Origin of the sequence: Saccharothrix coeruleofusca (assembly GCF_017876325.1) — a bacterium.
GTDB classification, from domain to species: Bacteria; Actinomycetota; Actinomycetes; order Mycobacteriales; family Pseudonocardiaceae; genus Actinosynnema; species Actinosynnema coeruleofuscum.
Genome location: NZ_JAGINV010000001.1, coordinates 2,494,905 through 2,518,994 on the forward strand (window position 1 = coordinate 2,494,905; position 24,090 = coordinate 2,518,994).

The following is a 24,090-nucleotide window of genomic DNA, read 5'->3' on the forward strand; positions in this document are numbered from 1 at the left end:
CGACGGTGCCGCAGCGTTTCCGGGACGGGTCCCCGACGACGCCGTCACACTGTCGACGAGCCGAAGGAGACCGATGAACCACGAGAGCCTGGCTCGCGGCGTGCCCCGCACCGCGCCCGGAGCCATCGTCGCCAGTGCGCTGACCGGCCGTCTCCACGTCGACCCGGTCGAGGGGCGCACGGTCCGGTTCGGGCGCAACCGCCCGAACGTCGACCTGTGCGTCGGCGAGACCGACCCGAGGGTCAGCCGCCAGCACGGCCTGCTCACCCGCCGCGGCGGCCACTGGTGGGTCACCAACACCGGGCAGCTGCCGATCCGGCTGCCCAGGACCCGGTGGCTGTTCCGCGGTGAGGACGCCGTGCCGCTGCCCAGGGGCTACACGCCGCTGTTCGTGCGCGGCTCCCGCGACCGCGAGCACCTGCTGGAGCTCTACGTCGCCGACGACCGGGACGCGGCGCCGCGCGCCCAGCACGACTGGGTGACCCAACCGCCGACGCGGTGGCGGCTCACCCCCGACGAGCGACTGATGCTCATCGTGCTGGGGCAGCGCTACCTGATGCACGAGGCCAACCCCCAGCCGGTGTCCCGCCAGCAGACCGCGCAGGTGCTGGCGGAGCTGCAACCGGATGCCACCTGGAGCGTCAAGCGGGTCGAGCACATGATCGCCGACGTGCGCGCCCGGTTGTCGGCAGGCGGCGTGCCCGGTCTGCTCCGCGAGGAGGTCGGCGAACCCGTCGGCAACGCGCTCAACGACAACCTGCTGCGTGAGCTGGTGCTGTCCACCACCCTCGTGCCCACGGACCTGGCTGCCCTTGACCCGTTGTGCTGAATTCCGGAGAACGCCGTGACGCCACCGAGCGTAGTCCATACGCTGCTTTCCGTGCGTACGGGCGATGTCGTTGACGGCCGCTACGAGCTGGAGGACGCCCGCGGCTCCGGGTCCGGCGGCGTGGTGTGGACCGCGTTCGACCGGAAGCTGAAGCGGAGGGTGGCGCTCAAGCGCCCGCACGCGGCGGCCGACCAAGCCGACCGGGCGCGGTTCCACCGCGAGGCCCAGACCGCCGCGCAGGTGCACCACCCCAACGCGGTCGCGGTCTTCGACACCGTCGACGCCGACGGCTGCTGGCTGGTGATGGAGTACCTGCCCGCGCGGAGCCTGGACGTGGTGCTGGCGCAGGACGGGCCGCTGCCGGTGGAGCGGGTGGCGCGGATCGGCGTGCAGATCGCGGGCGCGCTGGCCGCGGTGCACGCTCGCGACATCGTGCACCGGGACGTGAAGCCGGGCAACATCCTGGTCACCGACGACGACCTGGCCAAACTCACCGACTTCGGCATCTCCATCTGGCGGGAGGTGACCCGCACCGACGACGGCAGGGTCAGCGGCACCCCCGCCTACGCCTCGCCCGAGGTCGCGAACGGCTACCCGGCCAGTCGGGCCTCGGACGTCTTCTCGCTCGGCGCCACCCTGTACGCCGCGGTCGAGGGCACGCCGCCGTTCGGCGGCGGTGAGCCGCACGAGGTGCTGGAGCGCGTCCGGCGAGGCGAGGTCCCGCCCGCGCGACGCGCGGGCCCGCTGGCCCCGCTGCTGGCGGAGATGCTGCGGGCGCGCCCCGCCGGGAGGCCGACCGCCGACGAGGTCCGGTCGCGCCTGAAGGAGATCGTCGGCGACTGGGAGCCGCCCGCGGTGGAACGTCCCGCCAGGGCACCGCGGCGCCGCCTCTTGGCGCGGATCGCCGCGGCGTTCGTGCTGGTCGTGGCGATCAGCACCGCGGTGGTCATCAGGCAGCACCAGGTGCCCGCCGCGCAGCAGCAGGCGTCCGCCGGTGGGCTCATCGGCGACGAGCGCACCGCCGACCCGTGCGCGCTGATCGACGAGGAGGAGCTGAGCCGGTTCGGCACCGTGCGGGTGGTGACCGATTACGGCAACTTCAACCGCTGCGACGCCCTGGTCCACGTCGGTGCGAAGGAGCCGGTGGACATCGAGATCCAGCTGATCACCCGCGCGTCCCGCACCGTGCAGGGACAACCCCTGGAGGTGGTCGAGGAACCCCTGCGGAGCAACGAGTGCGACCGCACGGTGGTGGCCGACGAGAGGTACGCCGTCCGGGTCAGCGCGAAGCTGGACAACCCGCCGCTGGACCTCTGCCCCCTGGCCGACGCCGCGGCGGCCACCGTGCTGGAGGTGCTGCGCGGCGGTCAGATTCCCCGGCGCGCCACCCCGTTCCCCGAAGACTCGCTCGCCCGCGTCGACGCCTGCGCGCTGCTCGATGACGAAGTGCTCACCGCGGTGGCCGGGGTGAACGGCGGCTCGGCGCTGAACGTGTTCGGCAACTGGGCGTGCAAGTGGCGCAGCACGACCGGTGGGCTCGGCATCAACCTGCGCTACGACCAGCACTCGGCGGACGAGGTGCCCAAGGGGGAGCTGACCCGGCTGGAGGACGGTCGCGTGGTGTACGTCTGGCTGGACACCGATTCGAGCAAGAGCTGCACCATCCACGTCCCCCACCTGCCCGCGAGTCCGGCGAAGCGGGCTTACCTCGACGTGCTGGTGCTGACAGTGCAGGGCGACCGGTCGGGCGAGGAGTACTGCCTCGAGGCGAAGATCCTGGCGGCGGCGGCCGCCAAGAAGCTGCCCTCCTGACGGCGGCCGGCCCGCCCGGCGTCCCGGACGCTCGGTTCGCGGTGTCCGGACGCTCGGTTCGCGGCAGGCGGGAGGTCATCCGTCGGCGGAGAGCCGGAATTCCAGCAGGCAGCGCTGGTCGGTCAGCTCGGTCACGCCGTCCAGGAGCAGGCCGTGCGCCGAGCCGAGCGCCCGGAACTCGTCGAGCCCGCGCTCGCGACCGCCGAAGATCACCAGCATGGCCAGGTCGCTCTCGCTGTCGGCGCGCAGCCCCGCGACCGCCTCGACCACCAGGACGCGCCCCGCCGGGTGCGCGGCCTCGGCGCAGCGGCTCATGATGCGGTGGGCGTGCTCGTCGTCCCAGTCGTGGAGGATGTCGAACAGCAGGTAGGCGTCCGCACCCGCCGGGAGCGGGTCGAAGAAGCTGCCCGCCGTCACCCGCGCCCGGTCGTCCAGCCCCTGCGCGGTGAAGGTGCGGCGGGCGTCGGCGGCGGTCGGCTCGAGGTCGACCAGGTGGCCGCGCACACCGGGGTGGGCGGTCAGGATCGCGGCCAGCAGGCTGCCCTGGCCGCCCCCCACGTCGACGACGCTGGAGAACCGGGACCAGTCGACACCGGCGACGATCCGCGGCAGCTGCTCCCGGAACCGGTGCGTCATCTGCCGGTCAAACGACTCGCGCAGGTGGGGGTGCTCGGCCAGGTCGGCCCAGAAGTCCTGCCCGTAGCGGCGCGGGTAGGCCGCGCGACCGGTGCTGACGCTGTGGGCGAGCTCGACGAAGGCCAGCTCCGCCCGGCCGCCTGCGGTGTCCAGGCGCAGCAGGTCGGTCAGGCCGTTGCCCGCGTCCAGGCGGAGGTGCTCGCCGTACGCGCTGGTCCGGTAGCCGGTGGGGGTGCGCTCGACGACGCCGAGGGTCGCCAGGTGGGCCAGCAGGAGGTCGAGCGCGATCGGGGCGGCGTCGAGCTCGGCCGCGAGCTGCTCGACGGAGGCGCCGTCGCCGAGCAGGCGGTCCGGCAGGCCCAGGGTCGCCGCGACCCGCAGCGCCATCGGCGTGGCCAGCCCGGCCATGCGGCGCAGCGCGACGGCGGCGTCGTCCTCATGATCCATGAGGTCCACTGTGTCAGGGGTGTCAAAGCGGAATCGGTCCGCCGGGCGCCTCAGCCGGACGGGCCGAACCGCTCCACCCTGATCCGCCCGGCGGGCACTCCCAGGCCCAGCAGGTGTCCGGTGGCGGTGTCGCAGAACGCAGGCGTCCCGCAGACGAACACGTCCCGGTCCTCCACTGCGGGCGCCAGGTCGTCCGCGGTGAGCCGCCCGGCGGGCCGGGGGGAGCCCGGCGGGGCGGTCCGCGTGTAGGCCAGCGTGGTCTGCGGCCCCGGCAGCTCGTCGCGGTAGTACAGCGCGGCGGGGGAGCGCACCGACACCACCAGGCGGACCAGCTCGGGCCTGCCGATCTCCCGCGCGTGGCGCAGCATGGACATCAGCGGAACGACCCCGGAGCCACCCGCCACGCCCAGCGCGGGCCGCTCGCCGTCCCAGGCGAAGTAGCCGCCCAGCGGGCCGCGCACCTCCAGCTCGTCGCCCGGCTCCACGACCTCGTGCAGGAACTCCGAGACCTCCCCGCCGGGCAGCAGTTCGACGGTGAGGTCGATCTCCGCCCGACCGGGAGCGCTGGCGACCGAGTAGGAGCGCTGCGCGCGGTAGCCGTCGGGCGCGGTCAGCCGCAGCACGTAGTGCTGGCCGGGCAGGTGCGGCGCGGGCCGGGACAGCCCGAGCCGGAACGTCTTCGCGGTCGGCGTCTCCGACCGCACCTCCAGCACGGTGGCCTGCTGCCACGGCCCCGTGCGCGCGGGCGCGACCATCAGTCGCCCTGGTAGCGCTGCTCGAGCCAGGGGTCGCCCCGGTCGTGGTAGCCGTTGCGCTCCCAGAACCCCTGCTCGTCCTCGGCCAGCAGGGTCAGCCCGGAGACCCACTTGGCGCTCTTCCAGAAGTACAGGTGCGGCACGAGCAGCCGCGCGGGTCCACCGTGGACGTCGGTCAGCGGCGCGCCGTCGACGTCCCACACCACCCACGCCCGGCCGTCGGTGATGTCCTCGATCGGCAGGTTGGTGGTGTAGCCGGTGTGCGACCGGGCGAGCACGAACGCCGCGTCGTCCTGCGGGCCCGCCGCCTCCAGCAGCGTGTCCACCGAGACCCCGTCGAACCTCATGCCGAACTTCGACCAGGTGGTGACGCAGTGGATGTCGCCCTCGTAGTGGTCCGGGGGCAGCGCGCGGATCTCGTCCCAGGTCCACGTCGTGGGCGTGTCGACGAGGCCGTCGATGGTGAAGGTCCACCGGTCGGTGTCGATGGACGGCGTGGCCTCGGCGTGCAGCACCGGCCAGTCGTCGCCCGCGTCGTGCTGGCCGGGTGGCAGCCTCGGGTCGCGTTCGCCGCCGCCCCGCCGGGTGAACCCTCGGGTGATCGCCATGGGCCTCCTGTTCCTCGGCGGCCATGATTCCAGACCCGGTGGCTTCGGCGAACGGCTCAGCGTGCTGCCCCCATTGGCGCAGACCGTGTCGCTCACCACACGCGTGGGCGCGGTCCTGCCCCGACGGTCCTGTGAACGGGATCATGGGTGCTGATATGAAGATCGTCAGGGATCGCGCGCTGGGAGGTTGCCGGGTGTCGGACAACATCGTCGTGGTCGGCGGCGGCGCCGCCGGGATCAGCGCGGTGGAAGCGCTGCGGCGCGAGGGCTTCACCGGGCGGCTGGCGCTGGTCGCGGGCGAGCCGGGGCCGCCGGTGGACCGGCCGCCGCTGTCCAAGCAGGTGCTGTCGGGGCAGTGGCCGCTGGAGCGGGCCCGGCTGCGCGCCGACGCGGACTTCGAGGCGCTGGACGTGGCGGTGGTCCGCGACCGGGCGACCGGGCTGGACCCGGACGGGCGCAGGCTGCTGCTGGAGGACGCGGACCCGCTGCCCTACGACGGCCTGGTCGTGGCGACCGGCGTCACACCCCTGCGGCTGCCCTTCGGCCACGACCTGGCCGGGGTGCACGTGCTGCGCGGCGCGCAGGACGTGGCGGGGCTGCGCGAGAGCCTGGCGACCGCGCGCCACCTGGTGGTGGTCGGCGCCGGGTTCCTGGGCACGGAGGTGGCCGCCACGGCAGCCGGGCTGGGCCACCGGGTCACCGTGGTGGACCTGCTGCCGCTGCCGCTGGTGGCGCAGCTCGGCGAGACCGTGGCGGGGCGGGTCGCCCAGCTGCACCGCGACCGGGGTGTCGAGCTGCGCACGGGCGTGGGCGTGTCCGGGTTCGTGGCCTCCGACGGCCGGGTGAGCGGGGTGGCGCTGACCGACGGCACGGTGCTGGAGGCCGAGTGCGTGCTGGTGGCGATCGGGTCGCGCCCGGCCGTGGACTGGCTGCGCTCCTCCGGGTTGGACCTGGCCGACGGGGTGGTCTGCGACCGGTTCTGCCGCGCCGCGCCCGGCGTCTACGCCGCGGGTGACGTGGCCAGCTGGCCCAACCCCCGGTTCGGCAGGCGGATGCGGGTGGAGCACCGGGGCAACGCCGGGGAGCAGGGCCAGGCGGCGGCGGTCAACCTGCTGCACGGGGACACCACGCCGTTCAGCCCGCTGCCGTACTTCTGGACCGACCAGTACGACGTCAAGATCCAGGCGTACGGCCTGCTCGGCGCGGACGCCGAGGTTGAGGTCGTGGACGGCAGCCCCGAGGGGTCGGCGTTCGTGGCCCTCTACCGGGTGGGCGGCAGGCTGACCGGCGCGCTGGCGTGGAACGCCTTCAAGCCGCTGCGCCGCTACCGGGGCGAACTGGCGGCCCTGCCGTTCCCGACCGAGGGCGCCGTCGTCTGACCGGTGGCTCCGCGCGGACCGGAGGTATAGCGGGCTGTACTCCGAACCGGGCAGGCTGGGGGATCGTTCGGCCGCACCGACGCCAATAGCGTCACTTGCGTGATCGAGACGACCGAGCCGGTGCGCGTCACCGGCGCAGAACCCGCCATCAGGCTGTCCGCGGTGTCCAAGGTGCACGGCTCGGGCGACCGCGCGGTGACCGCCCTGGACGCGGTGTCCATCGACCTGCCGCGCGGCACCTTCACCGCGGTGATGGGGCCCTCCGGCTCCGGCAAGAGCACCTTCCTGCACTGCGCCGCGGGTCTGGACCGGCCCACCTCCGGATCGGTGCTGCTGGGCGGGACCGACCTGGCCGCCCTGGACGAGAAGCGGCTGACCGAGGTGCGGCGGGAGCGGGTCGGCTTCGTCTTCCAGGCCTACAACCTGGTCCCGTCGCTGACCGTGGAGCAGAACATCGTGCTGCCCCTGCTGCTGGGCGCGGGCGCGCCGGACCGGGAGTGGCTGGGGCACGTGGTGCGGCGCGTCGGGCTGGCCGACCGCCTGCACCACCTGCCCAGCCAGCTCTCCGGCGGGCAGCAGCAGCGCGTGGCCATCGCCCGCGCCCTGATCACCCGGCCGGACGCGGTGCTGGCCGACGAGCCGACCGGCGCGCTGGACAGCCGCACCGGCAGGCAGGTGCTGGAGCTGCTGCGCGACGTCGTGGACAGCACCGGGCAGACCGTGCTGATGGTGACCCACGACCCGGTCGCCGCCTCCTACGCCGACCGCGTGGTGTTCCTGACCGACGGGCGGCTGGCGGGCGCGCTGGACCGGCCGTCGCCGGAAGCCGTGGCCGAGCGGATGACGCAGCTGGGGGAGTGGTGAGCGTGCGGCTGCTGGCGCTGGCCTCGATCCGCCACCGCTGGGGTGGCTTCGCGGGGGTGTTCGTCGCGGTGCTGTGCGCCTCGGCGCTGATCACCGCGCTGGGCGTGCTGTTCGAGTCCGGCCTGCGCGCCGGGGTGGCCCCGCAGCGGTACGCGGGGGCGGCGGTGGTCGTCGGCGGCAGGCAGGCCGTGCCGGACGAAGCGGGCATCGAGGTGCCGCTGGTCGAGCGGGTCCCGCTGCCCGCCGACGCGGTGGGCCGCGTGGCGGCGGTGCCCGGCGTGGACCGCGCGATCGGCGAGACGGCCGTGCCGGTGGTGGTGCCGGGTGCGGAGGGGGTGCGGGCGCACGGCTGGAGCTCGGCCGCGCTGACCCCGCTGGCGGTGCGGGAGGGCGCCGAGCCGAAGGGGCCGCGGGAGCTGGTGCTCGACGCGGGCCTGGCCGACCGGCTGGGCGTGGGGGTCGGCGACGAGCTGCCGGTGGCCGTCGGCGGGGTGCCGGAGCGGTACGCGGTGACCGGTGTCGCCGCCGCGCCCGAGGGCGTGCGGACCGGGCGGCAGCCCGCCCTGTTCCTCACCGACGAGCGGGCCCGCGCGCTGGCCGGGCGGCCTGATCAGGTGGACGTGATCGGCGTGCTGGCCCGGCCGGGGGTCGACCCCGACGAGCTGGCCGGGCGGATCAGGGCCGCGCTGCCCGACCTCGACGTGGCCACCCACACCGGTGACGACCGCGGCGACGCGGAGTTCCTCGACGTGGGCCGGGCGCGGTCGGAGCTGGTGCTGGTCTCGCTGTCGTTCGCGGGCACCACGCTGATGATCTCCGTGCTGGTGGTGGCGGGCACGCTGGGGCTGTCGATCCAGCAGCGCAAGCGCGAACTGGCGCTGCTGCGGGCGGTGGCCGCGACACCCCGCCAGATCCACCGCCTGGTCGGCGCGGAGGTGCTGGCCGTGGCCGGGGTCGCCGCGCTGCTGGGGGTCGCGCCCGGCTACGGCGTGGCGCACCTGCTGCGGTCGGCGTTCGCCGCCTCCGGACTGCTGCCCGCCGACTTCGGCCTGGCGATCGGTCCGCTGCCCGCCATGGCGGCGGTGCTGCTGGTGGTGGCCACGGCGCGGATCGCCGGGTGGGTCGCGGCCCGCCGCGCCGCGCGGACCGCGCCGGTGGAGGCGCTGCGCGAGGCGGCCGTGGAACCGGCGCGGCTGGGGCGCGTGCGGGTGGCGCTGGGGTGGACGTGCGCGGCGCTGGGCCTGGGCTCCGCCGCGGTGCCGCTGTTCCTGCCCGGCGAGCAGGCGGTGGCGGGCGCGGCGGCCTCGGCGCTGCTGCTGGTGCTCGCCGCGGCGCTGTCCGGTCCCCGGCTGGTGGTCGCGGCGGCGCGGCTGGCCGGTCGGCCGCTGCGGGCGGTGGCCCCGGTGGGCGGGCACCTCGCGGTGGCGAGCGTGACCGCGAGCGCGCGGCGGCTGGCCACCGTGGTGACACCGCTGGTGCTGGCGGTCGCCGTGGCCTCGGTGCAGATCTTCACCCAGACCACGGTGAGCGCCGCCGCGGCCGAGCAGGCCGACGCCGGGGTGGTGGCCGACGTCGTGGTCTCCGGTGAGGCGGGGCTGGCCCCGGCGGTCGTGGACGCGGTCCGGGCGACCCCCGGCGTGCGGGCCGCGACGCCCGTGGTGCGCAGCCAGGTGCTGGTGCGCCACCTGATGGCCGGGGAACCGCAGATCTCCCCCTACGCCGCGCAGGGGCTGGCCGTCGACGGCCTGGACCGCACGCTGGACCTGCGCGTCAGCCAGGGCGACCTGGCCGAGCTGGACGGCGACGCGGTCGCGTTGAGCGTGCTCGCCGCCGAGACGATCGGCGTCGGCCTCGGGGAGAGGATCGACCTGCGCCTTGGCGACGGCGCGCAGCTGCGGCCGAGGGTCGTCGCGCTCTACGGCCGCGGCCTCGGGTTCGGCGACGTGACGCTGTCCCGCGACGTGCTCGCCGCGCACACCACCACCCGGCTCGACCAGTCGGTCCTGGTGCGCACGGACGGCACGGCGGAGCTCGGCGCGCTGGCCGACCGGTTCCCCGGCGTGTCGGTGCTCGACCGCGCCGCGCTCAGCGCCGCCGGGCAGACCCAGCGCGACGCCCAGTCCTGGATCAACCTGCTCGCCCTGCTGGTGGTCCTGGGGTACTTGGCCATCTCGGTGGTGAACACGCTGGTGATGGCGACGGTCGAGCGGTCGCGGGAGTTCGCCCTGCTGCGCCTGGTCGGCACCGGCAGGCGGCAGGTGCTGCGGATGACGCGGATCGAGGCGCTGCTGGTGATCGGCATCGCGGTGGTGGTCGGCACGGGCGCGGCGGTGCCCACCCTGGTCGGGATCAGCCTGGGCCTCACCGGTTCGCCGATGCCCTCCGCGCCACCGCTGGTCTACCTGGCGATCGTGGGCGTGACGGCGGTGCTGGGGCTGCTCGCGATCGGCATCCCGACCAGGGTCGCCCTGCGGTCGCGCCCGGTGGAGGTGATCGGCGCGCAGGGGTGAGCGCCGACCGGGCCCGATGCCCGGTCGGTGGCGGGCCAGGATGGTGCGATGGCAACCGTCCTGGCCTTCCACGCCCATCCCGACGACGAGGTGCTGCTGACCGGGGGGACGCTGGCCCGCGCTGCCGCGTCCCTGCTCGGTGTGGCGCGTGGTGCACCTGGGATACGCGGTCAGTGGTCACGGTTCCGTGCTGCACCAGGGGGTGCCCGCCCCCCGTTTTTCGGGCTGCTGCTGGGCTACGAGTGGTGCACCGGGGCGAAGATCGCGCGCCGCTACGATGATCTTCACCGATCCGATGTGAGGGGTGCGATGAAACCAGCGGTTCTCGGAGTCGTCCTGCTCGGTGCGGTGGTCGCGGGAGCGGGAGTGCCCGCCGCTGCCGCGGCGACCGCCTTCCCCGTGGGGGTCAAGGTCGACTACCAGCTCGGCGGCGCCTACGACCCGCCGAACGGGGTGGGCCTGGTGGTCCGCGACAGCACCGCCGAGCCCGAGCCCGGCCTGTACAACGTCTGCTACGTCAACGGTTTCCAGACCCAGCCGCAGGACCGGGAGCTGTGGTTGCAGCAGCGGCGCGACCTGGTGCTGACCGACGGGCGCGGCAGGCCCGTGGTCGACCCCGGCTGGCCGGACGAGCTGATCCTGGACACCTCCAAGGCGGACAAGCGCGCCCGCATCGCCGCCATCATCGGCGAGACGGTGCGGGTGTGCGCCGAATCCGGCTTCGACGCGGTGGAGTTCGACAACCTCGACTCCTACACGCGCTCCAACGGCAGGCTCAGCCTGGAGAACAACCTGGCGATGGCGACCGAACTGGTCGCCATCGCGCACCGCCACGACCTGCTGGCGGGCCAGAAGAACACCACCGAACTGGGGACGCGGGGCCGCGACCAGGCGGGCTTCGACTTCGCCGTGGCCGAGGAGTGCGTCCGCTGGGACGAGTGCTCGGCCTACACGTCGGTCTACGGCCAGCGGGTCTTCGACGTGGAGTACACCGACGACCTGCCCGGTGGCGTCGAGCAGGTCTGCCGCACCGCCGACCGCCCGGCCGCCACGCTGATCCGGGACCGCGACCTGGTGCCGGTCGGCGAGCCGGGGTACTTCTACCGCCACTGCTGACCGGGAACACCCGCGCGGGCCCCCTGGACTCCGGTCCAGGGGGCCCGCTCGCGTTCGGTGGAGCCGTTGGTTGTGCCGGTCACCTTCTGCCCCTATGGTCGGAGTCGAAGCGCTTCGACTGCGAGTTCGATTCCGTTCATCGGTGTGCGGAGGGGAACTGCCGTGCCTAAAGGCCGTCGTGTGCCCGTGTTGCTCCTCGTGGCGGTGCTCGCGCTGTCGCCGACCCCGGCGCACGCGCAGCGGGAGCCGTTCCGCGATCCCGACCTGCCCCTGGCGGTCAGGATCGACGACCTGGCGGGCAGGCTCACCCCGGACGAGAAGATCTCCCTGCTCCACCAGTACCAGCCCGCGATACCGAGGCTGGGCCTCGGCGCCTTCAGAACCGGCACCGAGGCGCTGCACGGCGTGGCATGGCTGGGCGAGGCGACGGTCTTCCCGCAGGCCGTCGGGCTGGCCACCACCTGGGACCCCGACCTGGTCGAGCGCGTCGGCGCGGTCACCGGCAGGGAGGCGCGCGGGTTCCACGCCCGCGACCCCGCGGCCAACGGGCTGAACCTGTGGGCTCCGGTGGTCAACCCGCTGCGCGACCCGCGCTGGGGTCGCAACGAGGAGGGCTACTCCGAGGACCCGCTGCTGACCGGGCGGATCTCCACCGCGTACGGGCACGGCATCCGGGGCGACCACCCCACCTACCTGCAGGCCGCGCCGACCCTGAAGCACTACCTGGCCTACAACGTGGAGCGCGACCGGGCCACGGTCTCCTCGGTGGTCCCGCCGCGCATCCTGCACGACTACGACGAGGCCGCGTTCAAGCACGCCATAGCCGCCAACGCCGCCACCGGCGTGATGGCGTCGTACAACCTGGTCAACGGCCGCCCCGCGCACGTCAACCCCGACCTCGACGAGGTGGTGCGCGGGTGGACCGACCAGGACCTGCTGATCGTCGGCGACGCCTCGGGCGCGGCCAACCTCGTCGGCGCGCAGCGGTACTTCGCCACCCAGGCCGAGGCGAACGCGGCGGCCGTCGAGGCGGGGCTGGACAGCTTCACCGAGAACGGCCCCGACTCCGCTCCCACGGTCGCCGCGCTCAACACCGCCCTCGCGCGAGGGCTGCTGGACCAGTCCGAAGTGGACGAAGCGGTGCGACACGTGCTGTCGCTGAGGTTCCGGCTCGGCGAGTTCGACCCGCCCGGCCGCAACCCGTACGCGGGGATCACCCCGGAGGTCATCAACGCGCCGGAGCACCGGGCGCTGGCCCGGAGGGCCGCGGCCGAGCAGGTGGTGCTGCTGCGCAACGACGGGAACGCGCTCCCGCTCTCGGCCGAGAGCACCAAGAAGGTGGCGGTCATCGGACAACTGGCCGACACCCTCTACGAGGACTGGTACTCCGGCACGATGCCCTACCGCGTCACGCCGAAGCAGGGCATCGCCGAACGGGCCGCGGTGAGCTCCAGCGAGGGCGTGGACCGCATCGCGCTGAAGGAGTTGGCCAGCGGGAACTACGTCGCCGCGTCGACATCGGACACCGGGGCCGTGCTCACCGCCGACGCCCCGGCGCCGGGGGAGCGGACCGGGCTGGACGTGTTCGACTGGGGCGAGGGCACCGTCACGCTCAGGACCGCGGCCAACGGCCGGACGGTGTCGCTGGACCAGAACCGGAACCTGGTCAACGACGCCGCCCAGCCCCACGGCTGGTTCGTCCAGCAGCAGTTCGAGCTGGTCGCCCAGCCGGACGGGGCCTACGTGCTGGAGTACGCGGGAAACGACGTCGACGAACCGTGGTTCGGCCCGGACAAGTACGTCGTGGTGGGCGCGGACGGTGGGCTGTCCCTCGGGGCCGCGACGCCGCAGGCCGCGTCGAAGTTCGTCCGCGAGGTCGTCCGCGCAGGCGTGGACAGCGCCGTGGCGGCGGCCAAGGAGGCCGATGTCGCCGTGGTCGTGGCGGGCAGCATGCCGTTCATCAACGGTCGTGAGGACGACGACCGGGAGACCACGGCGCTGCCCGCGGGCCAGCGCGCGGTCATCGACGCGGTGCGCGCGGCGAACCCGCGCACGGTCGTGATCCTGGAAAGCGGTTACCCTTATTCGGGGGACTGGGACACCGCCGACCTGCCCGCGATCCTGTGGACCTCGCACGCGGGGCAGGAAACCGGGCGCGCGTTGGCCGACGTGCTGTTCGGCGACCGCGACCCCGGCGGCAGGCTCACCCAGACCTGGTACCGCTCCGACGCCGACCTGCCCGACATGCTCCAGTTCGACATCGCCGAGTCCGGGCACACCTACCAGTACTTCCGGGGCGATCCGCTGTACCCGTTCGGGCACGGCCTGAGCTACACCTCGTTCCGCTACTCCCGGCTGCGCCTGGACCGGCACGCCGTGGGCGCGGACGGCGAGGTCCGGGTGGAGGTGGACGTGACCAACACCGGCGGCCGGGCGGGCGTGGAGGTGGTGCAGCTGTACTCGCGCCAGGAGCGGTCGCGGGTGCGGCAGCCCGTCAAGCAACTGCGCGCGTTCGAGAAGGTGCGCCTCGGGCCGGGGGAGACCAGGACGGTCCGGTTCACCCTGCGCGCGGCGGACCTGGCGTTCTGGGACGTGACGCGGGACAAGCCGGTGGTCGAGACCGCCTCCCACGAGCTGGTCGTCGGCCCGCTGACCCGCGAACTCGCCGTGCGCGGTGAGCGGATTCCGCCGCGCGACCTCGGCAGGTCCACCCCGGCGCAGAACTTCGACGACTACTCCGGCGTGACGCTGGTCGACACCACCAGGGAGCGCGGCACGGCGGTCGCCGCCACCGCACCGGGCCAGTGGATCGCCTTCCGCGACGCCGACCTGGGCCGGGGCGCGCGGTCGATCTCGCTGCGGGTGGCCAACCCCGACGAGCCGACCCGCGTGCAGATCCGCCTCGGCGGTCCCGACGGCAGGCGGGTCGGCGTGGTCGACGTGCCGACGACGGGGGACCAGTACGCCTGGACCACGGTGTCCGCGCCGCTGCGCGGGGCGGCCGGACGCCAGGACGTCCACCTGGTCTTCGAGGGCAGGGCCCGGATCGACACCTTCACCGTGGAGGAACAGTGACGCCCAAGCGACTCCTGGCGGCCGCGGTGGCCGTCGCGCTGGCCGCGGCAGGCTGCGGCGGCTCGGACGACGCGGCCGACGGCAACACCTTGAAGCTGTGGCACTTCGAGGGGCCGGACAGCGCCATGGGCGTGGCCTGGACCGAGGCGATCAAGCAGTTCGAGGCCACCCACCCCGGCGTGAAGGTGCGGTTCGAGGAGAAGGGCTTCGAGCAGATCCAGAAGACCGCGCCCATGGTGCTCAACTCCAGCGACGCGCCCGACATCCTCGAGTACAACAAGGGCAACGCCACCGCAGGCCTGCTGGCCAAGCAGGGCCTGCTGACCGACCTCGGCGATGAGGTGGCCGAGCGCGGCTGGGACAAGCAGCTCGGTCCCGGCATCGACACCACCGCCCGCTACGACGGGCGCGGCGTGATGGGCTCCGGCAAGTGGTACGGCGTCCCGAACTACGCCGAGTACGTGATGGTCTACTACAACAAGGACATGTTCGCCCAGCGGGGCATCCAGGTGCCCACCACGCTGGACGAGCTGACCGCCGCGATGGACGAGTTCGTCGCGGCCGGCATCACCCCGCTGGCCACGGCGGGCCAGGAGTACCCGGCGCACCAGATCCTGTACCAGCTGGCGCTGACCAAGGCCGACCGCGACTGGGTGGACCGCTACCAGCGCTACACCGGTGAGGTGGACTTCCACGACGAGGCGTGGACCTTCGGCGCGGAGACGTTCGCCGACTGGGTCGGCAAGGGCTACCTGAGCAAGGACTCCGCCGGGCTCAAGGCCGAGGACATGGGCCTGGCCTTCATGCAGGGCGAGCACCCCATCATGATCAGCGGCAGCTGGTGGTACGGCCGGGTGCGGGCCAACGTCAAGGACTTCCAGTGGGGCACCTTCCCGTGGCCGGGGATGACCTCGGGCTCCAGCGGCAACATCTGGGTGGTGCCCAAGGGGGCCAAGAACAAGGAGCTGGCCTACGACTTCATCGCCATCACCATGTCGCAGCCGATCCAGGACAAGTTGCGCGAGGCGGGCGGCGTGCCCGTGGCACCCGGCGGCACGCCCGCGAGCGATCCCGCGATGCAGGAGGTCACCGACACCTTCAAGGCGCTCAGCGAGGGCGACCGGCTGGCCTACTACCCCGACTGGCCCGCGCCCGGCTACTACGACGTGCACGTCTCGGCGGTGCAGAAGCTGATCACCGGCAGCGCCGGGCCGCACGAGGTGCTCGACGAACTGGCCGGTCCCTACCGGGAGAACCTGGAGAGCATCGGCGGATGAGCGTCCCCACCGCGATCCGCGGCCGCGGGTCGTACCTGTGGTTCCTGCTGCCGGGGGCGCTGCTGCTGACCGCCGTGGTGCTGGTGCCGTTCCTGATGAACGTCGGCATCAGCTTCACCGAGTGGTCCGGCGTGGGCGAACCGGAGTGGATCGGCCTGGACAACTACCGGCGGCTGGTCGAGGACGGCACCTTCTGGGCCTCCTTCCGGCACAACGTCGGCCTGGTGGTGGCGATGGCCGTGCTGCCGACCGCGATCGGCCTGGTCATCGCCGCCGGGCTGTTCGACTACGTGGGCAAGCGGTTCGGCCCGCGGCGGGCCAGCGTGCTGCGCGCGTGCTTCTACCTGCCGCAGGTGCTGCCCATCGCGGTCGCGGGCATCGTGTGGACCTGGATCCTGGCGCCGCAGGACGGGGCGCTCAACGAGGTCCTGCGCGCGGTCGGGCTGCGGTCGTTGGCGCACAACTGGCTCGGCGACCCCGACCTGGCGCTGTGGACCGTCATGGGCGTCATGCTGTGGATCCAGGTCGGCTACCCGGTGGTGATCTTCATGTCCGGGATGCAGCGGGTCGACCCCTCCCTGCACGAGGCCGCCGAGCTCGACGGCGCGTCGTGGTGGGGCCGGTTCTGGCACGTCACCCTCCCGCAGATCCGGCCGGAGGTCTTCGTCGTCCTGCTCACCTGCACCATCGCCGCGCTCAAGGTGTTCGCCCCGATCTACGTGCTGACCAGGGGCGGACCGGGCGGCGCGACCACCGTGCCGTCGTACTACTCGTTCCAGAACTTCTTCGAGAAGACCAGGGTCGGCTACGGCGCGGCGATCGCCACCGTGCTCACCGTGCTGATCCTGGTGCTCACCGCGGTGTTCCTGCGGGTGCAGAACCGGGGTGAGCGCTGATGAGGCGGCACGCGGTGCTGTGGTCGTTCGCGGCGCTGGCCGCGCTGATGCTGGTGCCGTTCGGCGTGGTGGCGCTCAACGCGGTGAAGACGCCGGCGGAGTACGCCACCGATGGGCCGCTCAGCCTGCCCGACGGCGTATCGGTGACGGGCATCGTCGACTTCTGGGAACGGGTCGACTTCGGGGAGAAGCTGTTCAACAGCTTCGTGATCAGCGGCTCGGTGGCGGTGCTCGCCGTAGTCGTCTCGGTGCTCAACGCCTACGCGCTGGGCATCGGACGCGTGCGCGGCAGGCTGTGGATACTGGTGGTCTTCCTGATCGCCAACACCTTGCCGCAGGAGGCGTTGGTCTACCCGCTGTACTTCCTGACCAACGAGGTCGGCCTGTACGACACCAAGACGGCCGTGGTCGTCATCTTCACGGTCATCCAGGCGGCGTTCGGCACCTACCTGCTGACCTCCACCCTCGGCGGCTTCCCGCGCGAACTGCTGGAGGCCGCCCGCGTCGACGGCGCCAACAAGTGGCAGACCCTGGTGCGGGTGGTGGTGCCCGTCAGCAGGCCGACGCTGGGCGTTCTGTTCGTGTTCTTCTTCATCTGGACCTGGAACGAGTTCTTCCTCCCGCTGGTGCTGCTGATCTCCAACGACAACCAGACGGTGCCGGTCGCGCTGGGCGTGCTGCAGGGCCAGCGGATGATGGACGCCACCATGACCAGCGCCTCGGCGTTGCTCGGGGTCATCCCCGCCATCGCCTTCTTCCTGATCTTCCAGCGCGCGCTGACCCGCGGCATCACGGCAGGGGCGGTCAAATGAAGTTCAGCGACGGGTACTGGTTGCTGCGGCCCGGCGTCCACGCCGCCCACCCGGTCGAGGTGCACGACGTCTCGGTGGAGGACGGGGCGGTGGTGGTGCACGCGCCCACCCACCACGTCCGGCACCGCGGCGACCTGCTCAAGGGGCCGGTGGTCGCACTGTCGCTGTCCGCGCCGATGCCGGACGTGATCCGGGTGCGGATCACCCACTTCGCTGGGCAGGTGGCCAAGGGGCCCGGCTTCGGGCTCACCGTCGACGACGCCCACGAGCCCGAGATCACCTTGGCGGACAAGGCCGCCGTGCTCACCTCCGGCGCGCTGTCGGCGCGCGTGCACCGCGGCGACCAGTGGCGGGTGGAGTTCACCGCGGGCGGGCGGGTGCTGACCGCCAGCGGTGCCAAGGGCATGGGGTTCATGACCCTCGACGGCAGGCACTACGTGCGCGAGCAGCTCGCCCTGGGCGTCGGCGAGGTGGTCTACGGGCTGGGCGAGCGGTTCGGGCCGCTGGTCAAGAACGGCCAGGTGGTCGACATCTGGAACGCCGACGGCGGCACCAGCAGCGAGCAGGCGTACAAGAACGTCCCGTTCTACCTGACCAACGCGGGCTACGGCGTGTTCGTCAACGACCCCGGCCGGGTCTCGTTCGAGGTCGGTTCGGAGGCGGTGTCGAAGGTGCAGTTCAGCGTCGAGGGCCAGTCGCTGGAGTACTTCGTCGTCCACGGCCCGACGCCCAAGGAGGTCCTGCGCAAGTACACCGCGCTGACCGGCCGCCCCGCCCTGCCGCCCGCGTGGTCGTTCGGCCTGTGGCTGTCGACCTCCTTCACCACCTCCTACGACGAGCCCACGGTGACCGGGTTCGTCGACGGGATGATCGAGCGCGACCTGCCGCTGAGCGTGTTCCACTTCGACTGCTTCTGGATGCGCGAGTTCCACTGGTGCGACTTCGAGTGGGATCCGCGCGTGTTCCCCGACCCGGTCGGGATGCTGAACAGGCTCAAGTCCCGAGGGCTGCGCGTCTCGGTGTGGATCAACCCCTACGTGGCGCAGCGGTCCCCGCTGTTCGCCGAGGGCGTCGCGGGCGGCTACCTGCTGCGCAAGCCCAACGGCGACGTGTGGCAGTGGGACATGTGGCAGCCCGGCATGGCGTTGGTGGACTTCACCAACCCGGCCGCGCGCGACTGGTACGCGTCCAAATTGGACGTGCTGCTGGAGCAGGGGGTCGACTGCTTCAAGACCGATTTCGGCGAGCGCGTCCCGACCGACGTCGTCTACCACGACGGCTCCGACCCGGAGCGGATGCACAACTACTACACCTACCTGTACAACCGGACGGTATTCGAGGTGCTGCGCAAGCGCCGCGGGGACGGTGGCGCGGTGGTGTTCGCGCGGTCGGCCACGGCGGGCTCGCAGCGGTTCCCGGTGCACTGGGGCGGCGACTGCGAGTCGACCTACGAGTCCATGGCTGAGAGTCTGCGCGGCGGGCTGTCGCTGGGCATGTCCGGCTTCGGCTACTGGAGCCACGACATCGGTGGTTTCGAGGGCACACCGGACCCGGCGCTGTTCAAGCGCTGGACCGCGTTCGGCCTGCTGTCCTCGCACAGCAGGCTGCACGGCAGCTCCTCCTACCGGGTGCCGTGGCTGTTCGACGAGGAAGCCGTGGAGGTGCTGCGGCGCTTCGCCAAGCTCAAGGCCCGCCTCATGCCCTACCTCCACCAGGCGGCGCGGCAGGCGTGCGCCGAGGGCGTGCCCGTCATGCGCGCCATGGTGCTGGAGTTCCCCGACGATCCGGCGTGCGCGCACCTGGAGCGCCAGTACATGCTCGGTGACGACCTGCTGGTGGCGCCGGTGTTCTCCGCCGAGGGCGAGGTGTCCTACTACGTGCCCGAGGGCACGTGGACGAACCTCCTCACCGGTGAGGAAGTGCGGGGGCCGCGATGGGTGCGCGACCGCCACGACTTCCTGACCCTGCCGCTGCTGGTGCGCCCCGACACGATTCTGCCCGTCGGCGCCGTGGACGACCGCCCGGACTACGACTACGCCGAGGGCGTCACCCTGCGCGCCTACCACCTAGCCGACGGCGAGCACGTCACGGCGGTGGGCGGCACGACGTTCGTCATCGGCAAGCAGGACGACCGGATCGGGGTCCGGGTCGACGCCGCGCCGTCGCGGTGGCGGCTGCTGCTGGTCGGCGCGCGGTCGGTGGACGCCGTGGACGGCGGTTCGGCGAGCCCGCACCCCGACGGGGTGCTCATCAGCGCCGCCGGCGGCGCCACGACCGTGCGAGGAGTCCGATGAGGCTGTTAGCAGTCCTGCTGGCCCTGCTCGGCTCGCTCACCGCGACGGCTCCCGTCGCCGCGGTGCCCGGAGGCGGGGCGGAGCGGCACGAGGTGTCCTACGACCGCTACTCCCTGACCGTCGACGGCGAGCGGGTGCTGCTGTGGTCGGGGGAGTTCCACTACTTCCGCCTGCCCAGCCCCCGGCTGTGGCGCGACGTGCTGGAGAAGATCAGGGCCGCCGGGTTCACCGGCGTGTCGCTGTACTTCCACTGGGGCTTCCACTCGCCCGCGCCCGGCGTCTACGACTTCACCGGCGTGCGCGACGTGGACCGGCTGCTGCGGATGACCGACGAGCTGGGCCTGCACGTGGTCGCCCGGCCCGGCCCGTACATCAACGCCGAGACCACCGGCGGCGGGATGCCCGCCTGGCTCAAGACCGTCGAGGGCCGGGCGCGGTCCAGCGACCCCGGCTACACCGCCGCCTACCGCGAGTGGCTGTCGCGCATCAACCCCATCATCGCCCGCCACCAGGTCAGCCGGGGCGGCTCGGTGATCGCCTACAACGTGGAGAACGAGTACGCGGTCAACGTCGACCCGGCCTACATGGAGGACCTCCAGGCGCAGGCCCGCTCCGCGGGCATCGACGTGCCCATCGTGCACAACAACTGCTGCGGCGGCAGCCTGGCCAACTGGTCCTCCGGCCGGGGCGCGGTGCAGATCCCCGGCGTGGACGACTACCCGCAGACGTTCAACTGCCACGACCCCGACACCTGGGGCGGGTGGGGCGACGGCGTGACGCGCAGGCTGCGCGACGACGCGCCGGTCTACGCCGCCGAGTACCAGGCGGGCGCGATCGACCTGAACGACGCGGGCTACGACAAGTGCCGCGAGCTGACCGGCCCGGGCTACATGAAGGTGTTCTACAAGTCGAACATCATCGAGAGCGGCGCCACGATGTTCGGCTACTACATGACCTACGGCGGCACGAACTGGGGGTGGCTCGCCCAGCCCAACGACGTCTACACCTCCTACGACTACGGCTCCGCGATCACCGAGGCGCGCACCCTGACCACCAAGTACGACGAGTTCAAGCGCCAGGGCTACTTCGTCGGCTCGGTCGCCCCGCTGACCAAGACCGACGAGTCGCCCGCGCCGACCCCCGCCGACCCCGCGGTGGCCACCAGGGCGCGGGCCAACCCCGACACCGGCACGCAGTTCGTCCTGGTGCGGCACGCCGACCGCCGCACCTCGGCCGACGTGTCCACCACGCTGGCCTGGTCCACCCCGGACGGCGACCACCAGGTCCCCGTGCGGGTCAACGGGCGCGACGCCAAGATCCTGGTCGCCGGCTACGACATGGGCGGCCAACGGCTGGTGTGGTCCAACTCCGAGATCCTGACCCACCTGCCGATCGCGGGCCGCGACGTGGCCGTGCTCTACGGCCGTGACGGCGAGCCGGGCTCGACCGTGCTGCGCTACCCCTCGCGGCCGACCGTGCGGGTGCTGGAGGGCTCGGTGCGCAGCTCCTACGACGGCGGCGACCTGCGCCTGGACTACACCCACTCCGGGCTGGCCCGCGTCCTGGTCTCCGGCGGCGGACGGCCGCCGCTGCTCCTGCTGCTGGGCACCGACGAGACCGCCGCGCGGTTCTGGCGGCTGGACGCCCCCGCGGGCCCGGTCCTGGTCCGCGGCACCGCGCTGGTCCGCTCGGCCCACGTCGCGGGGGACCGGCTGGCGCTGCGCGCCGACACCGACCGCGCGGGCGAGGTCGAGGTGTTCTCCCCGGCGCGCCACCTGAGCGTCGGCGGGCGGTCGGTGCCGGTGCGCCGCACCGCCAGCGGTTCCCTGCTCGGCTCGCTGCCCGGCCCCGAACAGGTGCGCCTGCCGGAGCTGTCGGGCTGGGAGTACCGGGCGGAGCCGCCCGCCCACGGCGACCAGGGCTGGACCACCGCCGACAAGACCACCACGGCCAGCCCGATCAAGCCCAGGACCCTGCCGGTGCTCTACGCCGACGAGTACGGCCACCACCACGGCAACGTCTGGTACCGGGGCGAGTTCACCGCCAACGGCGCCGAGCGGAAGGTGGTGGTCAACGCCATCACCGGCAGGCGCGGCGTCTACCTGGTCTGGCTCAACGGCCGCTACCTCGGCTCGGCCGCGGGCGGCACGCAGGCCGACAGCGAGCCGGTCAACCCCGACCCCGGCCGCGGCGAGTTCGCCGTGCCGCCCGGCCTGCTGGCCCCCGGTCAGCGCGCCACGCTGGCCGTGCTGGTCGAGAACATGGGCCACAACGACGACTGGACCGCCGACGACACCCGCTTCAAGCAGCCCAGGGGCCTGTTCGGGGTGGTCGTCGAGGGCTCGGAGGCGCCCATCGCGTGGCGGATCCGCGGTTCGCGCGGCATGGACGGCGAGCGCGGCGCGCTGAACATCGGCGGCCTGCACGGCGAGCTGTCGGGCTGGCACCTGCCCGGCGGCGGGCGCTGGCAGCGGTCACCGGACGCGCTGCCCGCTGGGGTGTCCTGGTACCGGACCCACTTCGAGCTGGACCTGCCGCGCGGGCACGACGTCTCGCTCGGGCTGCGCTTCGACGACACCGGCGAGCGCGACTACCGGGTGCTGGTCTTCGTCAACGGTTGGAGCGCGGGGCAGTACCTGCACCGGCTGGGACCGCAGCGCGAGTTCGTGCTGCCCAACGGCGTGCTGCGGGAGCGCAACACCCTGACGTTCGCGGTCATCGCGGAGGAGGAGCTGCCGGGCGGGCCGGGACCGGTGCGCCTGGTGACCCTGGGCAACCACCGCACGGGCGGCTGACCGGCGGTCGAGCGGACCGGACCGCTCCCGGCTCAGCCGCGCCGGGAGCGGTCCGGTCCGGAGGTCACCGGGACAGGGCGAACCGCTCGGCGAACGCGGACATCTCGTCGCGCCGCCGGGCGGGGTCGGCGGCGGTGGGGGTCACGACGACCCGCGTCGCGCCCTGCTCGGCGAGCCGTTCGACGTCCTCGGCGGACATGTCGATGGAACCCCACCGGGTGCACTCCAGCCGCTCGGCGTCGCGGCCCGCCTCGACGGCGGTCGCCCTGGCCAGGTCGAGCTGGTCGCGGCGCTGCTGCGGGGTGAGCACCCCGCCGGGGAAGTAGCCGTCGCCGCGTCGCCCCGCCCGGCGCGCGGCGGCCCGGCTCGAACCGCCGACGTGGATCGGCAGGGACGCGCCCCCGTGGGGCCGCGGGAAGCTGAACAGGCCGTCGAAGTCGAAGAACTCCCCGTGGAAGTCGGCACCGTCCTCGCCACCGGCCCACAGCAGCCGCAGCACGTCGATCGCTTCGTCGGCCCGGCGACCGCGGGTGCTGAAGTCGACCCCCGCGGCCCGCGCCTCGCCGGGCAGCGCGCCCACCCCCACGGTCAGCAGCCGCATGCGCCCCTTGGACAGCACGTCGACGGTCGCCAGGCGCTTGGCCAGCACCACCGGGTGGTGGTAGGGCAGCAGCAGCACGGCGGTCCCGAGCAGGATGCGCCGCGTGGCGGCGGCGACGAAGGCCAGGCAGTCCAGCGGATCGCCGTAGGGCAGCGACGGCGGCAGATCCACGGGCCCGATCTTCGCGCCGCGGTGCAGTGCGATGTGCTCGGGCACGTACAACGCCTCGAAACCGCAGTCCTCCGCGTGCTGCGCGTAGGCCACGATCCCGTCGGGGTCCACGCCGAAGTGGGGCGTGCTGTAGTTGATCGCGAACTTCACCGCCGCCACGCTAGGTCCTGACGTCGGCGTCAAGGCAAGGTCGGCGGCGCGGGCGCGCGAGGTCAGGTGCGGGGGAGCAGGCGGTGCTAGAAGGGGCGTTCCGGCCGGATGTGCCGCTGCACCAGGTCCAGGAACGCCGTGACCAGGTGCGAGGGCGGGCGCGTCGCTGACATGACGATGGCCAGGGTCCACGAGATGTCCGCGTCCGAGATCGTGAGCGTGGCCAGCGGTCGGGAGCCGCTGGTCGCGAGTTCGAGCGGGAGCAGGGCCACGCCGAGCCCGTGGGCCACGTAGTCCGGGATGGTCGTCAGGTCGGTGGTCTCGACCAGCACGTCCCGGATTCGCGAGTGCTGCGCGAAAGCGCGGTCGACGACCGTGCGGTGGCCGAAGCCCAGCGGCATGTCGACGAACGGCTCGTCCGCGATCTCGGCGAGGGTCACCGCGCGGCGGGCGGCCAGCGGGTGGTCCGGGGCCACGGCCAGGCGCAGGTGGTACTTCCTGATCGGCACCACCCGCAGCTGGGGGTCGGCGGCGTCGGTGCTGACGAAGGCCACGTCCACCCGGCTCCGCTTGACGTCCTCGACGAGTCCGGCCGCTCCTCGCTGCGAGGTCTCCAGGCGCAGGCGCACCCGCGGGTGCCTGCGGTGGAAGTCACCGGTCAGCGCCGGGACGTCGACCAGCGTGAGCCCGTTCAACATGCCCACGGTCAGGTGCCCCCGCAGCTCACCCGACGGGTCGACGACGGCGCGCGCGGCCTCCAGGGCCTCGACCGCCGCGCGAGCGGCGGGCAGGAAGGCCGCCCCGGCGTCGGTGAGGGAGACCGATCGCGTCGAGCGGGCGAACAGGGGAGTCCTCAACTCGGCTTCCAGCTTCTTGATCGACGCCGAGAGAGTCGACTGGGTGATGTGCAGCATGTGCGCCGCGCGGCTGAAGTTCAGCTCGCGGGCGAGGACGAGGAAGGCTTCGAGGCTGCGCTGGTGCACCACCGCAATCTATCGCAGCACGCGATGACCATATCGGTTTTCTTCGTTGGACTCGATGAGTGGTCGCGATCATCCTGGAC

At 73.0% G+C, this 24,090-nt stretch carries 17 protein-coding genes and 1 pseudogene; 13 read left to right on the plus strand and 5 right to left on the minus strand.

Annotated elements, in window-relative coordinates; all coding sequences use genetic code 11:
• Positions 1-73: 73 nt before the first annotated feature.
• On the plus strand, positions 74-829 hold the full coding sequence (locus JOF41_RS11465) for an FHA domain-containing protein (RefSeq protein ID WP_189223783.1): 756 nt from the start codon (positions 74-76) through the stop codon (positions 827-829).
• Between the two features lie 51 nt (positions 830-880).
• Positions 881-2,641: a serine/threonine-protein kinase gene (locus JOF41_RS11470; protein WP_209618453.1), complete on the plus strand. Its 1,761-nt coding sequence runs from the start codon at positions 881-883 to the stop codon at positions 2,639-2,641.
• Between the two features lie 75 nt (positions 2,642-2,716).
• Here the strand turns inward: JOF41_RS11470 and JOF41_RS11475 are convergent, their stop codons facing one another.
• From JOF41_RS11475 to JOF41_RS11485, 3 genes are read right to left on the minus strand one after another with little or no spacing between them, the layout of a single operon-like run.
• Complete coding sequence (locus tag JOF41_RS11475) at positions 2,717-3,724, minus strand: methyltransferase (RefSeq protein WP_209618455.1); 1,008 nt, start codon at positions 3,722-3,724, stop codon at positions 2,717-2,719.
• Positions 3,725-3,774: 50 nt separating this feature from the next.
• Complete coding sequence (locus tag JOF41_RS11480; RefSeq protein ID WP_209618456.1) at positions 3,775-4,479, minus strand: ferredoxin reductase; 705 nt, start codon at positions 4,477-4,479, stop codon at positions 3,775-3,777.
• Positions 4,479-5,087, minus strand: coding sequence for a sulfite oxidase-like oxidoreductase (locus JOF41_RS11485; RefSeq protein ID WP_189223779.1), 609 nt, complete (start codon positions 5,085-5,087; stop codon positions 4,479-4,481). Before JOF41_RS11485 ends, JOF41_RS11480 begins: the two co-directional genes overlap by 1 nt.
• Positions 5,088-5,281: 194 nt before the next feature.
• Here JOF41_RS11485 and JOF41_RS11490 point away from each other — a divergent pair, with 194 nt between their 5' ends.
• The 11 genes and pseudogenes from JOF41_RS11490 (at position 5,282) to JOF41_RS11535 (ending at position 22,105) form a co-directional block, all read left to right on the plus strand.
• On the plus strand, positions 5,282-6,466 hold the full coding sequence (locus JOF41_RS11490; protein WP_307867377.1) for an NAD(P)/FAD-dependent oxidoreductase: 1,185 nt from the start codon (positions 5,282-5,284) through the stop codon (positions 6,464-6,466).
• 147 nt (positions 6,467-6,613) lie between these two features.
• Positions 6,614-7,330 (plus strand): ABC transporter ATP-binding protein, encoded by a 717-nt coding sequence (locus JOF41_RS11495; RefSeq protein WP_189223924.1) that lies wholly within the window; start codon positions 6,614-6,616, stop codon positions 7,328-7,330.
• The gene (locus JOF41_RS11500) at positions 7,327-9,840 is read left to right on the plus strand and encodes an FtsX-like permease family protein (RefSeq protein WP_209618461.1); all 2,514 of its coding nucleotides are present in this window, start codon (positions 7,327-7,329) and stop codon (positions 9,838-9,840) included. Before JOF41_RS11495 ends, JOF41_RS11500 begins: the two co-directional genes overlap by 4 nt.
• A 48-nt stretch (positions 9,841-9,888) precedes the next feature.
• Positions 9,889-10,048, plus strand: a pseudogene (locus tag JOF41_RS36950) (PIG-L family deacetylase); the annotation flags it as partial.
• Between the two features lie 101 nt (positions 10,049-10,149).
• The gene (locus JOF41_RS11505) at positions 10,150-10,956 is read left to right on the plus strand and encodes an endo alpha-1,4 polygalactosaminidase (RefSeq protein WP_209618466.1); all 807 of its coding nucleotides are present in this window, start codon (positions 10,150-10,152) and stop codon (positions 10,954-10,956) included.
• 180 nt (positions 10,957-11,136) lie between these two features.
• Positions 11,137-14,031, plus strand: coding sequence for a glycoside hydrolase family 3 protein (locus tag JOF41_RS11510; RefSeq protein WP_307867378.1), 2,895 nt, complete (start codon positions 11,137-11,139; stop codon positions 14,029-14,031).
• Entirely contained in the window at positions 14,028-15,308 is a 1,281-nt protein-coding gene (locus tag JOF41_RS11515) for an ABC transporter substrate-binding protein (protein WP_209618472.1), read from the plus strand. The genes JOF41_RS11510 and JOF41_RS11515 overlap by 4 nt, the downstream gene beginning before the upstream one ends.
• Complete coding sequence (locus JOF41_RS11520; protein ID WP_189223773.1) at positions 15,305-16,204, plus strand: carbohydrate ABC transporter permease; 900 nt, start codon at positions 15,305-15,307, stop codon at positions 16,202-16,204. The genes JOF41_RS11515 and JOF41_RS11520 overlap by 4 nt, the downstream gene beginning before the upstream one ends.
• On the plus strand, positions 16,204-17,016 hold the full coding sequence (locus tag JOF41_RS11525) for a carbohydrate ABC transporter permease (RefSeq protein WP_209618474.1): 813 nt from the start codon (positions 16,204-16,206) through the stop codon (positions 17,014-17,016). The genes JOF41_RS11520 and JOF41_RS11525 overlap by 1 nt, the downstream gene beginning before the upstream one ends.
• A complete protein-coding gene (gene yicI, locus JOF41_RS11530; RefSeq protein WP_209618479.1) occupies positions 17,013-19,310 on the plus strand; it encodes an alpha-xylosidase in 2,298 nt (765 codons plus the stop codon). Before JOF41_RS11525 ends, yicI begins: the two co-directional genes overlap by 4 nt.
• Positions 19,307-22,105 (plus strand): beta-galactosidase, encoded by a 2,799-nt coding sequence (locus tag JOF41_RS11535; protein ID WP_209618482.1) that lies wholly within the window; start codon positions 19,307-19,309, stop codon positions 22,103-22,105. Before yicI ends, JOF41_RS11535 begins: the two co-directional genes overlap by 4 nt.
• Before the next feature lie 64 nt (positions 22,106-22,169).
• On the opposite strand, the gene JOF41_RS11540 is transcribed toward JOF41_RS11535, so the two are convergent.
• Positions 22,170-23,027: a TIGR03619 family F420-dependent LLM class oxidoreductase gene (locus JOF41_RS11540; protein WP_209618484.1), complete on the minus strand. Its 858-nt coding sequence runs from the start codon at positions 23,025-23,027 to the stop codon at positions 22,170-22,172.
• An 86-nt stretch (positions 23,028-23,113) separates the two neighbouring features.
• Positions 23,114-24,010, minus strand: a complete 897-nt coding sequence (locus JOF41_RS11545) for a LysR family transcriptional regulator (protein WP_189223768.1) — start codon at positions 24,008-24,010, stop codon at positions 23,114-23,116.
• Positions 24,011-24,090 lie beyond the last annotated feature (80 nt).

Coding starts and splice junctions, on each gene's coding strand:
- JOF41_RS11465 (WP_189223783.1), top strand. CDS start 74: ATGAACCACGAGAGCCTGGCTCGCGGCGTGCCCCGCACCGCGCCCGGA.
- JOF41_RS11475 (WP_209618455.1), bottom strand. CDS start 3,724: ATGGATCATGAGGACGACGCCGCCGTCGCGCTGCGCCGCATGGCCGGG.
- JOF41_RS11480 (WP_209618456.1), bottom strand. CDS start 4,479: ATGGTCGCGCCCGCGCGCACGGGGCCGTGGCAGCAGGCCACCGTGCTG.
- JOF41_RS11485 (WP_189223779.1), bottom strand. CDS start 5,087: ATGGCGATCACCCGAGGGTTCACCCGGCGGGGCGGCGGCGAACGCGAC.
- JOF41_RS11505 (WP_209618466.1), top strand. CDS start 10,150: ATGAAACCAGCGGTTCTCGGAGTCGTCCTGCTCGGTGCGGTGGTCGCG.
- JOF41_RS11520 (WP_189223773.1), top strand. CDS start 15,305: ATGAGCGTCCCCACCGCGATCCGCGGCCGCGGGTCGTACCTGTGGTTC.
- JOF41_RS11525 (WP_209618474.1), top strand. CDS start 16,204: ATGAGGCGGCACGCGGTGCTGTGGTCGTTCGCGGCGCTGGCCGCGCTG.
- yicI (WP_209618479.1), top strand. CDS start 17,013: ATGAAGTTCAGCGACGGGTACTGGTTGCTGCGGCCCGGCGTCCACGCC.
- JOF41_RS11535 (WP_209618482.1), top strand. CDS start 19,307: ATGAGGCTGTTAGCAGTCCTGCTGGCCCTGCTCGGCTCGCTCACCGCG.